Source organism: Sulfobacillus sp. hq2 (assembly GCF_002903155.1).
GTDB classification, from domain to species: domain Bacteria; phylum Bacillota; class Sulfobacillia; order Sulfobacillales; family Sulfobacillaceae; genus Sulfobacillus; species Sulfobacillus thermotolerans.
On the sequence record NZ_NWUL01000044.1, the window covers coordinates 40,433 to 52,175 of the forward strand.

The 11,743-nt window shown below is 51.4% G+C and carries 11 protein-coding genes; 4 read left to right on the forward strand and 7 right to left on the reverse strand.

The window, feature by feature from the left end; translation table 11 throughout:
* Positions 1-11 precede the first annotated feature (11 nt).
* Complete coding sequence (locus tag CO251_RS12130; RefSeq protein WP_103376080.1) at positions 12-1,733, reverse strand: peptide ABC transporter substrate-binding protein; 1,722 nt, start codon at positions 1,731-1,733, stop codon at positions 12-14.
* A gap of 413 nt (positions 1,734-2,146) precedes the next feature.
* Here CO251_RS12130 and mrdA point away from each other — a divergent pair, with 413 nt between their 5' ends.
* Positions 2,147-4,093, forward strand: coding sequence for a penicillin-binding protein 2 (mrdA, locus tag CO251_RS12135; RefSeq protein WP_103376081.1), 1,947 nt, complete (start codon positions 2,147-2,149; stop codon positions 4,091-4,093).
* 65 nt (positions 4,094-4,158) lie between these two features.
* On the opposite strand, the gene CO251_RS12140 is transcribed toward mrdA, so the two are convergent.
* From CO251_RS12140 to CO251_RS12150, 3 genes are all read right to left on the reverse strand, one after another.
* On the reverse strand, positions 4,159-4,641 hold the full coding sequence (locus tag CO251_RS12140; protein WP_103376082.1) for a hypothetical protein: 483 nt from the start codon (positions 4,639-4,641) through the stop codon (positions 4,159-4,161).
* A 356-nt stretch (positions 4,642-4,997) separates the two neighbouring features.
* Positions 4,998-5,408, reverse strand: a complete 411-nt coding sequence (locus CO251_RS12145) for a thioesterase family protein (RefSeq protein WP_158246324.1) — start codon at positions 5,406-5,408, stop codon at positions 4,998-5,000.
* Positions 5,409-5,486: 78 nt separating this feature from the next.
* Entirely contained in the window at positions 5,487-6,179 is a 693-nt protein-coding gene (locus CO251_RS12150) for an HAD family hydrolase (RefSeq protein WP_103376084.1), read from the reverse strand.
* A 99-nt stretch (positions 6,180-6,278) separates the two neighbouring features.
* Between CO251_RS12150 and CO251_RS12155 the strand changes: the two genes are divergently transcribed.
* Positions 6,279-7,508 carry an aspartate kinase gene (locus tag CO251_RS12155; protein ID WP_103376085.1) on the forward strand — a complete coding sequence of 410 codons (1,230 nt, stop codon included), beginning with the start codon at positions 6,279-6,281 and terminating at the stop codon, positions 7,506-7,508.
* 42 nt (positions 7,509-7,550) lie between these two features.
* Here CO251_RS12155 and CO251_RS12160 read toward each other — a convergent pair whose 3' ends face one another.
* Both CO251_RS12160 and CO251_RS12165 read right to left on the reverse strand, forming a co-directional pair.
* A complete protein-coding gene (locus CO251_RS12160) occupies positions 7,551-8,105 on the reverse strand; it encodes a DUF1641 domain-containing protein (protein WP_103376086.1) in 555 nt (184 codons plus the stop codon).
* Between the two features lies 1 nt (position 8,106).
* Positions 8,107-9,375 (reverse strand): NAD(P)/FAD-dependent oxidoreductase, encoded by a 1,269-nt coding sequence (locus tag CO251_RS12165; RefSeq protein ID WP_103376087.1) that lies wholly within the window; start codon positions 9,373-9,375, stop codon positions 8,107-8,109.
* Positions 9,376-9,523: 148 nt separating this feature from the next.
* On the opposite strand from CO251_RS12165, the gene CO251_RS12170 reads away from it, so the two are divergent.
* Positions 9,524-9,973: a hypothetical protein gene (locus CO251_RS12170; RefSeq protein WP_103376088.1), complete on the forward strand. Its 450-nt coding sequence runs from the start codon at positions 9,524-9,526 to the stop codon at positions 9,971-9,973.
* Positions 9,974-10,019: 46 nt separating this feature from the next.
* Here CO251_RS12170 and CO251_RS12175 read toward each other — a convergent pair whose 3' ends face one another.
* Positions 10,020-11,165, reverse strand: coding sequence for an NAD(P)/FAD-dependent oxidoreductase (locus CO251_RS12175; RefSeq protein WP_103376089.1), 1,146 nt, complete (start codon positions 11,163-11,165; stop codon positions 10,020-10,022).
* 240 nt (positions 11,166-11,405) lie between these two features.
* On the opposite strand from CO251_RS12175, the gene CO251_RS12180 reads away from it, so the two are divergent.
* The gene (locus CO251_RS12180; protein ID WP_103376090.1) at positions 11,406-11,741 is read left to right on the forward strand and encodes a hypothetical protein; all 336 of its coding nucleotides are present in this window, start codon (positions 11,406-11,408) and stop codon (positions 11,739-11,741) included.
* The last annotated feature ends 2 nt before the right edge of the window (positions 11,742-11,743 follow it).

Below are 11,743 nucleotides of genomic sequence, written 5' to 3' on the forward strand. Positions count from 1 at the left end.
TGCAACGAACGTCAATGCGAAATCCACCAATGACTGGGAAAGATCACGCCCCCAATCGGGTTGTAGTCTGTCAATGTTCCGTGTAAATTCTTGGCATGCACCACCAACGCGGGAAACTCTGGCAAGTAAATCACTGCGGGTAACTGCTTAGCCGCATAATCTTCATAGGCATACATCCGCTGAATAGCTTGTTTGGTTGTTCCGGGAGCATAGGTGGCGTCAATCAGATGATTCATGGTTCGGCTGGAATAGCTACCGGAGTTTTCGGCCGCTCCTGTCTTAAACAGCACACCCCCAGAAGGATAGCCGGAAGCGTATCCCCATCCGCCATTCCAGTTCAAGACTTGCCATTGAGAGGCGTTGCTAGGACTATAGCTGACCACCGTATTGAACTGCTGATATTCGATATGGCACACGATGCCTTCCTGAGCCCAGCCTTGCTGTAGGATTTGGTCGATATGGTCGTAGCTGGTGCTGCCGGACGCGGCAAACATCGTGAACTCCAACTTGATACCATGTTTAGTCATCACGCCGTTGACTTCGTGCCACCCCGCTGCTTCTAGAATCTTTCTGCCGCGCGCTGGATTGTAGGCATACGGGTCATGCGCTAATGCCGGATCGACAAACATGTTCTGGGGCTTGGGCGCCAAGGTCGTGTCATCAATCACACCGTAGCCGTGATAGACGGCGTCAATGATCCCCGGCTGATTGACACCTAATTGCAGCGCCTGGCGGACAGGCAGTTCATCAAAAGCCTTTCCAACGCCGTCTGGGGCTTTGGGACTCATATTGAGTTGGATGTAGTTAAATCCTAGCGAATATAAAGGAGTCAGTACGTCATTGGTCAATTCATTGCGTACACCCAACAAAGCGGCAGGAAGATAGCCGTAGTTGACGGTGCCTTCTTTGAGTGCAGTAAATTCCGCCGATGAGGACGTTTCGTATTGAAAGATGACCTTTTTGACATAGGACTTATGGCCATCGTAATGGGGATTGGGAACATAAGCCCAATAACTATTGGTCGCCGAGGAGTGAAATTGGTAGGGACCATCCACGACTTGGTAAACGGCGTTATTGGGGGCATTCGACACGTTTTGGATGAACTGCATTTCCTTGCTCATATTATTTGGATACTTATCCCACACTGACTCAGGCACTGGGTAGATTTGACCAATTCCGTTGCGAACAAACCATTGTTGGCTGCTGGGATGCTGCAGGGTGAATTGTATGGTGTAAGGACCTGTGGCTACGACGCTTTTCCATAGGGTAGGTACACCGCCCGATCCTGACCCGGCAAAAGACCAAGCGTAATTGACATTGCTTTGGCTGCCGGCATTCATGACCTGCCATGTGAAGACCACATCTTTGGCGGTCACCGGACGCCCGTTGGACCAATGCCACTTCTTGTTCAATTTCACCGTATACACAGTGCCCTGGCGATTCCAGGTGACAGAGGATGCCAGGCAGTGACGGGGATCAAACTGGTCTTTGCTGTTAAAGTACAGCAAAGGCTCGTAGCTCATATCATCAATTTCCGAGTTAACCGTTGTGTCCGCGGTCAAGGACAATTCAGGAAAAAACCAGTTAGGTGACGTTTGCGCGGCCAGCGCAATGACGACGGTGCCGCCTGATTGCGGAGATGCGGTGGTAGGGGTCGAGTCCGACCCGGATCCGCAACCAGCGGCAACCAATGATAGAATGCTGAGAGCTCCCAGCATAGTCCATTTGCGCATAGATCCTCCTCCTTTCCTTCGGGAGCTCTTGTGAGAACTCTCTGTGGATTGTCGGTAATTCGCTAAAGCACTAAAGAATTCCTGCTAAACGGGAATTTTTGTTGCATTTTTCCGGAAATTGTCTGCTGCGTACGGAGCAACCGTCGTACTAGTGCAACGGATAACAGTGATTACGGGCTATTAATGCCGGGTTAAGCTCGGCGGTGAGTTTCTCCTGCCTCGGTTGCTGTCTGGGCAAAGACTTCTTACTTTGGGCCTGTTGTGGTTTATGGCATTGAGGAATTTCTCATATTGGTTTTGTATAAGGTTATCAACGTTGAGAAATGGGATTGGTGGTAATTTTTTATGGGCCAACAAGAATGAAGACAAACCGTTTACAATAAGTAGAGAAGACAACAAGGGGGACACCACGCATGGTCAACCGTCAGACCCGTAACCGCAGTATCGTCTTGATGGCGTTGGTTACGGCCGCATTTGGAGTGGTCGGAACGCGGTTTTGGTATCTGCAAGTCAAAGAGGGCGCCCATTATCAGACGTTGGCGCAAGCTGATACGTTACGCAAGCTACCTATTCCAGCGCCTCGAGGTAATATTGTGACTGCGGACGGCAAGGTAGTCGCCACGTCTCGGCCGTCCTGGACACTGTACTACCTCGCCAACGGACAACCAATGCCGTCTGCGGAACTCAACTTGCTGAGCCAAGAGTTGGGGCAATCCCCGGCTTCTCTCAAAAAGGTCATTGCCCAACAGCTAGCTCAGTTGCCAGCTTATGATCCTCTGGTCATTACCTCTGGACTGACGGCGGCGGAAATGACCAAGATCGAAGAGAATATCAATAACTTGCCGAACTTACGCATCCAGCCGATTGCGGTTCGTTATTATCCCTACGGCAATCTCATGGGGAATATTATTGGCTATACGTCACGTATCAATGCGGCGGAGTATCAGCAGTTAAAAAATAAAGGGTTTTCGATGACGTCCATTGTGGGCGCGGCCGGGCTTGAACAAGAATACAATCAATATTTGCATGGGCATGCGGGAGGCGAGTATGCCGAGGTTAACCGTCAAGGTCAACTGCAGAAGCTGTTAAGCAAATCGGGACCGGTTCCTGGGGATACCCTGCATTTGACTATTAACTGGCGACTTGAGGAGACAGCGCAAAACTCCTTAGCGTTTGTCATGAAGGCGATGCAAAATTCACGCGTGCCATTTTCCCATAGTACGGGCGCAGTGCAAGGCGCGGTGATTGCCATGAACCCCAATAACGGGGACATTTTGGCGATGGCGAGTTTGCCCACGTATAACCCGAATAAGCTGATTCCGACTGATCCCAAGGAATACAGCAGCTATTATGCTAAGTTAATGTCCAGTCCGCTCGTGAAAGAAGGCATTAGCCCTTTTATCAATGAGGCCATTTCGGGATGGTTTGCTCCGGGTTCCGTCTTCAAACCGATTATGGCGATTGCAGCCTTAGGATCAGGCGTGGTGACCCCGACGACGGAAATTTTTGATCCCGGCTATTTCCCGAAAGACCATGCCTTTGGCAACTGGTATGCGCCAGGCTTTGGATGGTTAAATATCGAGCAAGCGCTAGGACTGTCAGACGACGTATTTTTCTACTACATGGGCTATGATATGGGCATTCAGACTATGGACCACTGGATGCGGACATTTTTGCTGAATAAGCCCACAGGGATTGACTTGCCGGATGAAATAACGAGCCAGATTCCGACACCGAAGCGGTTGGCGGCATCAGGACAGGGACCTTGGACGTGGGGATGGAACTTAAACACCGTCATCGGCCAGGGGATTGCCCGCTACACGCTGATTGCTTTGGCCCGAGCCGACTCGGCCATTGCCAATGGGGGGACATTGTATTGGCCGCATTTGGTCAGTGAAATTACGACTCCTACCGGGAAAGTCGTTAAGACCTTTAAACCCGTTGTGCAGGGCAAGGTGAATGTTCCCTATTCAGACTTTCATACGGTTCATGTTGGCATGGAGATGTCAGCCCAAGATCCCAACATCGCTAAGGGAGTGTCCGGAACCGGGTATGGGGCGCTTGCGGGTCTTCCCGTGCCCGTCGCTTCCAAAACCGGAACGGCGCAGGTGGTGGGCCAGTCCAACAACTATAACGCCTTTTTCCTCACGTATGGTCCCATGCCTCACCCAACCATTTTGATTTTAGTGTATATCCGGGAAGGCAACTGGGGAGCCGATTCGGGGTTTGTTGCACGCGCCATTTATGATCAGTACTTCAAGATTCAAGATCCCAAAGCCCAGCCGCTCTTCCAGAGTGTCTATGGGTTAAATTGGAAGTGGCCGTTTGGGTATCAAAAGCCCGCGGCGCCTAAATATTAATGTAGGGTATCCCGCCGATGAATATGAACGCGTCTGATTTCAGCCTGATCGTTCATCACGTTGCCTCATTTTTCGTTGCGTGCGGGGTATTGATTGAAGGAGGTGACCACCGGCACTGGGCTCCCAAGAACGGGATAGGCCTTCAGGATTGTCGCCGTACCGTCGGTCCCCAACCATACGCGATCCACTGATGTTGGATCAAAGGTCGTGTGCTTGAACGACACCCATGTATCGCCGATTTTGTAGCTTACGGGATCGTTCCAGTTCCAAAAATACTGGGAACTCGACTCCCCCCTGAATATGCCGTGAATTCGGGTGGGCTGTCCATGAGGATTATAATCTGCGATTCCAGTCAAGGCCGCCCAGGCGACGAGACCGATCAGCGCGACCTTTGATACCATGGAGGTCACTCTTTTGCTCGTGGTCTGAGACCGAGTTCTCCAGTACCGCGAACGCAACCCCTGTCGCGTCGGCAACAGCAGTGCTACGATCATAATTGCCGCGGCCCCGTAAACGATAAACGCGTAGCGGTAAGGCATCACAATCATATCCTGCCCCCATTTCGATTACGATAGAACGCTTAGTAATGACGAGTCCGCTCAATCCTAGAATCCGTGATCCTTCCTACATCAACTATAAGGTCCAGTTCCTGCCGCAGTTGCCGTTATATGATTGACAAGGATTTTCCTAGGCGGTGTTATTCATTACCTGGGAAGGTATCTTGCCGGATACCTTCCTAAGGTAATGAATCATGAACTCTCGTCAATCTGCGATGTCTTGGAAACACCCTAAAATGATATCGTCGCGCGGCGTGTGGGGCGTTGGGATTTACGCAGCACGGGCTTCCTCCCAAGGTTATTCACATGTTTTGGACGGTATCGAGGATTGGCCTGTCCTTCTCGCCTCATGATTCGGGCAATAAGGGGGTTATCTTAGTACGGAAGGAATCTGGCCACGAGTGGCTTTTTTGGGTGAGAGCATCCACAAGAACGACCGTGCTATCTTGATTAGCAATGAGCGTGCCCGATTCGCTATCCACCACGAGGTGATATAGACCAAGCGAGGACCGTCCAATGGCACTGACTCCCGTATAGATGCGCAAGGTTTGACGATAAAAGGCAGGGGCTAAGTACGTAATGGATTGGTGGGCGAGAACCATCGAGAACTGCGACGACCACCAATCAAACCCTTCGTCCATCAGCGCATCAAAAAATTCTGTGCGGGCTTGTTCAAAGTATATGGCATAAGAGACTTGACTGACGTGGCGGTTCGCATCTGTTTCACAAAACCGCACGCGTATTATCGTTTCATGCACAAAACGTTTGCCGCCAATCACCAGATCATTCATCGCATGTACGGGGAAGAGTGACCCCTTCTTCCCGCTCCTCCCTTTTTAATTTGAATTATTGGCATGAATCCCACTCCATGATTCTAGCAAATTGGGAAGGGCTTGGAGCGAGGAGATGGTGAAATCCGGGCGGAGTACGGATGGCGAAAGGGGTTCCCATCCTCCGAGATCGCCTGACCGACGGCTTAGGTGAATACTCGTAATATGGGCACGCCGTGCGCCCAGAACATCCTGCGCCACTTTATCGCCGATATGGCAATCAATGGTAGGAGCCTGGGCAAAAATTCGGGGATCCGGTTTAACCCATCCTGATTCCGCTCCAATAATGCGGGAGAAGAGAACGTCCCAACCCAGCGTCGCAATATATGGCTGTTGATGACAAGACCAGCCATTGGTGATTAGCACGGCTAAAAGAGGCTGAGACTGGAGCCACAGCAAGAAGGGCCAAGCGTCGGGGAAAACCAGCGCTAAAATTTGGCGCCGATCAATGGGGACAGGAGGCGGCAATGTGCGTCCTAAGGCCTTTTGGGCGATACTTTCCCAATCATAGGCGGCCGATTTACGGCCTTGGCGCAGTCGACGGATACTTTCCTTCTCCATCAAGGACCACAATTCTGCGACCGATGTCTGCTCCTTGCGCGCCAACTGGTCTAGCCATGGGTGGAGATGAAGTCGCCAGTAGGGATTTTTCAGCAGCGTGCCGTCAATATCTACGCTTATCATCCGCAAGCGATGCACTGTCTGCTCCTTCCATGTGAAAAAATATGCAAAGTCATGCGATGTCAGGCTCTAACTTTGTTATTATAGACGAAAAGTTTGTAAAGGGTGACGAATGACATGCTTATTGTGCAAAAATACGGTGGCAGCTCCTTGCGCAGCGCTGAACATTTGCTCAACGTGGCGCGCAAAGTGAAACAGGCGGTGGACCAAGGGTATCAAGTGGTGGTGGTGGTATCCGCGATGGGGGACAGCACAGACGCTTTAGTCAGTTTGGCAGAACAAATGAGTGCGGTACCTTCTGCCCGTGAAATGGACCAATTGCTCTCGACAGGAGAAACGCAGTCGAGTGCGCTGATGGCGATGGCGCTCGAACACATGGGGATTCCGGCTAAGTCGTTTTCTGGACGGCTAGCAGGCATCGTGACCACATATGACTACGGCAAAGCTCGCATTGAACACGTTGACCCCAAAGAGTTACGCAATGCCTTAGCGGTAGGCCTAACACCAGTGGTCGCGGGCTTTCAAGGGATTACGGAGGCGGGAGACATTTCTACGCTTGGGCGCGGGGGCTCAGATTTGACCGCCATTGCGGTGGCCAATGCGCTAGGCGCCGACCGGTGTGAAATTTATTCCGATGTAGCGGGAGTCTACACGGCCGATCCACGTATCGTACCATCCGCAACGCCCCTGGGAACGTTAAGCTATGATGAAATGTTGGAGCTCGCCAGTCAAGGCGCGCAAGTATTGCAAACGCAAGCCGTGGAATTTGCCAAGGGCCAGCAGGTGCCCATTTATGCGCGGTCGACGTTCAGTGATGACCCCGGCACTGTGATAGCGGAAGCGGACAACATGGAGAAACCGGCTGTCACCGCGGTGGCGTTAAACCGCCATATTGCGAAAATCGGTTTAATCGGCGTGCCGGATGCACCCGGCGTGGCGGCCTTGCTCTTTGGGCAATTGGCTGAGCATGGGGTGAATGTAGAACTCATCATTCAAGCTGTCTCCCATAATCAGCTCAATGACATTGCCTTTACGATTGAAGAGCAAGATGTTAGGCGTGCTGAGCCCATTGTAGAGGACTGCCTCCGTCAACTAGGAGGTCAGTCGCTTGTCATTGACACCGATGTGGCCAAGGTCTCCGCCATTGGCTCAGGAATGCTAGGACGGCCTGGAGTTGCCGCGCGTATCTTCCAAGCCCTGGCTAGCCAAGGAATTAATATTCAAATGATCGGAACATCTGAAATTAAGATTTCATGCATCATTGCCCGTGAACATGCCGAACAAGCGCTTGAGGCTATTCATACCGCTTTTGGATTAGGGGCTTCCAGTGAAATGGTAGAAGAATAAAGAGGAGCCTAGGCTGCCCCGTAAGGGGCGCCTGGGCTCATTTTATTTGTGTTCGTGTTTTTGCTGCGGAAGTGCTCGGTGTCGGAAGAGAGGCGCGAGCTTGCCCGCCATAACCCCCATCATCCGCAATCCTGTTTGCACTTCTTTGTCTTGCATCACGCGCATTAACCCCAAAAAGCCGCCCAAATGCTCGCTCTCCTGGGCCGATTGGCGCGCAGCGTCCTTAATGGAAGCTTTTAAGACTTCCGCAAAGGATGTTTCTTGGGCCATATCCAATAGCGAAACGAAGAATTGGTTGAGGTTGTCTTGCGTCAACATCGTGGTCGCAAGGCCAAGCAGCGTGCCAATTTGGGTGATAATGCCTTGCTCGTGTAGACTCGCTAAAACCTCCATCGTTTCACGTAGGGCGGGCAGAGCCCCATCTGGCAGGAAGGTTGCTCCTTGGGCGAGATATTCCGTCGCTACGGCGCCGGCAGGTCCTGCTAAAAGCTTGTTGACGACGGTGACAAGATCTCCGAGCTGTGCCAAACCCTGCCATTGGTCCTGGGTTAGGTTGGGGATGTCTTTGGCCTGTAAGGTGGCTGTATCACTCATCATATCACCCCTTCGTCAGCATTTCGGTCAAAAAGTCGGCCACCGGAATCCCCCAGTCGGGCACTTTACCCTTGGTCCGGAAAAACATTTCTTTATACTGCAGTTTCAGCAAAAAAGGTACGTGGCCCATACGGAAGACTTCCCGGTCTCCACCGTACCAGGTGTTGGAACTGATATAAAACGCTTGATTGTGGCCCATATCGCCTATACAGTCCACGATTGGACGCATTGGTTCGTCAGCTTTACGGGCATTCATCATGCCCAGGTCCTTGGCAATTTGATGCGCGACAACGTCCGCTCCCATATGAGCGAGGATCCCCAGTTTCGGTACAGTGACCGCAGCAGCGTCGCCACAGGCAAAGACATTATGATATTTGGGGTTGCGCATGGTCATATCCGTTAAAACAAAGCCAACGTCATCGGAAATGGGCAAGTCTTTCAAAAAGGCATGGGGCACCCAGTCAGGAAAAACAATTTTTAGCTCCGCTTCGATACTGGGACCATGGGCAAACTCAATGCCGTCTTGGGTAATACGGCTAATATCGTGGGTATTGTTGACATAGTGAAAGCCCATGGTCCCGGCTTTGGACAACAGGGCATGGACAATGCCTTGGCCGGCGTCCTCCGCAATCCATTCGGCCGGAGTAAAGACGGTCACTTTATCAGGCCCACCGAGATTATGAGATTCAAGCCAAGCCCCCATACTGAGCATCACTTCGACGGGCGGACCCTCACAAGCGGCTTCGGCGGTGGGAATCAAATCACGAGTTTTGGTGCCCTGGTGAAAGCGGGCGGATCCGACGGCGATGGGGCCTCCTTGATAATCATGATAGAGATAATGGCGCAGACGGTTGCCGTAGTATGTATCACTGACGGTATGACCATATTCGGCAAACCCCTCGATTTTGTCATAGGCCAGACGGGCACCGACGGCGATAACTAAGTAGTCATAGTGGATTTTTGCCACCGTAGCGCCTAGGCGCTCCACCGGGAGATATTCTACCCATTGACCATCCACGTCCACATTTTGGACATCACCTAGAATAAAGTCCAAATGATCTTCCTTCATCGCAGGAATTAATGGCATATGCATGGAATACATCGGGTTACGATCTTCTAAGACTTCGATCCCGATATTCGGTACAAATAACAAGTAGGATTTGCGATCAATGACCGTAATATCAACGGAATCGCGGGCAAACTCCCGGATTTTTTGGGCTGCGCCGAGTCCGGCAAAATTCGAACCCAGCACAACAACGTGCGGTTTTCCCACAGATAAGCCACCTCCTATCAATACGCTACTAACCCTAATCTGTCCAAAACCGAGGGGATCGAATCCTAGCAATTCATGGACTAGACAAAGCCTGCATTATTCTTTCAGAGACTGTATTTAATGGCGTATGATGAAAGAGGTCATAAGCATGCGTATTGAGAAAGAAGGAATAGATACGGCAACAGTTTATACGATCGTTTTAGTAGCCCACGTCACCTGTGCCATCACCGGGTTTTTGGGCGCTACAGGCCTTGTCGTCGCGGCATATCGTCAGCGTAAAACGGGGGAATTGCCGGCGAAGTTTTGGCAATATCAGGCGTACGTACAAATCATTACGGTGCTTTTAGGGCTCTTTGGGATGACCTTGTTTTTAATGGGGGGCCGTCCGAAAGTGATCTTTCATATTCTCTATGGCCTCATGGCATTGTTAACGGTCCTCGTGGAGCGAGGTTTGGGTCCAGGCAGGCAATTGCGCGAAGTGCTGGCGCATGATTATGGCCACGGCAAATTTAATGAAGCGTGGTGGTTTTTTGGCTTAAACTTGTTTCTCTGGGCCATGTATGGCCGGGGCCTCACCACCGGGTTTTGGGGTTTCTAAGGAGCGAGCCGCCACGGACACCCAGGGCGGCTCGATTTTCGGACAGCTATTTTGGCATGGACAAGCCCCATTTTTTGAACACGGGAGTGTGCACAAACGTGTAAGCCAAGGCGGCTTTCGCTAGCGGCCATTGTCGGCCGATTTTAAATTCTTGATGTTCTTGTGACCACAACGAACGCCGCACAAATAAACCTTCACCCGTACCAAGATCTAGCACACAACTCATTTCATGGTCATAAAGCTTATGGGGTTTACCAGTTTCTAGCAAATCTTGGGTGAGGTTGTACACCGCCGTCTCGGCTTGCAGCATCGCGGTGTGGCCTTGTTTGGGCCCTTCAAAGGCCACAGCGCTACCCGCGACATAAATATCAGGATAACGCACGCTTTGCATATCCTTACCGGTTTCTAGCCAATCGCGGGGGTTATCTCCGGCCAAGGATTTTTGGGCATCCTCTCCGCGAAAGGGAGGCGTAATAATCGTTAAAACGGAAGGCAGTTCTTCCCCATTACTTAAGATCACCCGGTCGGCTTTGACTTCTTTGATTTGAACGGGACCATGCCGCGTGATGTGACGTTCAGCAAAAACTTTGGTTAAAAATTCTGTGGCTTCTGGTCCTGCAGGGGCCCAGAGTTTGGGTAAAGGGTCAACAAAATCGATGGACCCCGCCACTTTGTGGTCTTTCATCCATTCTTCGAGCTCTAAGGCCACCTCAAAGGCGGGTCCGCCGGTTTGCACGTTTTGGGCCCATCCCACCACAGTCGGTCCGCCGTGATAGCGGGTGAGAGCGTCTTTAAGGGCCAAAGCACCGTCCGGTGTGCACACGTTATAGCCGTATTCGCGCAAGCCCGGTACTTCGTCATAGGCGAGTTTTTCCCCTAAGGCCACGATGAGTTTATCGTATTTGATAGGCCCTTGATCCGTCATAAGGGTTTGCGCTTCGGGGTTGATGGAGGTGATGGCGGCTTCGACAAAATGAATACGAGTCCGTTTATAAATTGTACGCAAATCAAAAGTAATATCTTTTAGCGACTTTTTACCAAAGGCTAATAAGACTAAAGATGGGCGATAGACAAAGGTGGCATCACGGGCTACCACTGTGATACGGTGCCCGCTGTGTCGCAGCAACCGTTTGAGCTTAATGGCAGCGGTGAGTCCGGCAAAGCCACTCCCTGCAATGACAACATCAGCCATGGGAACATCCTCCTTTTTGCAACCTGCTTGCAATTGCATTGATTATACTCCGTTTGTCGACCCGTACTACATAGTCCAGACGAGTGCATTTGGGCCTAGTGCTTTGGAACCAGGCAGACCGGGCACGATGCATGCCGTGAACGGTCTCATTGGACCTTCGATGACAGGCACAGTGGCCGTATTGCGTTAGTGTTGCACGGACTATGCTAAATATATACGAATGCAAGGGAGTGTTCGAGGATGGCGGAAGCATTTTCCTCATATAATCCGTCTACCACCCATATCTGGCCTGGTCTTGCCATGGTGGGTCTTTTAATTGTCGGGATGATTGCGTTGGCATGGCTGACCGTCAATGTGGAACGGTTGTGGACGGCGTGGGAGCAGTGGAGGGGACGCATGGTGCTTCATGCATTGTACTCCTCACAGGGTAAAGTGTGTATATTGAAGTTTTCAAGGATTCGGCCCATGTTGCGTCGGTATTGGCGCCATCAACAATCCCATACCGCCAAGGCCCACGCCAAAGGACCTGAGAAGGTTATATCTCGTCCCATGCGCCGGACCCATCCGCTTCGGTGATG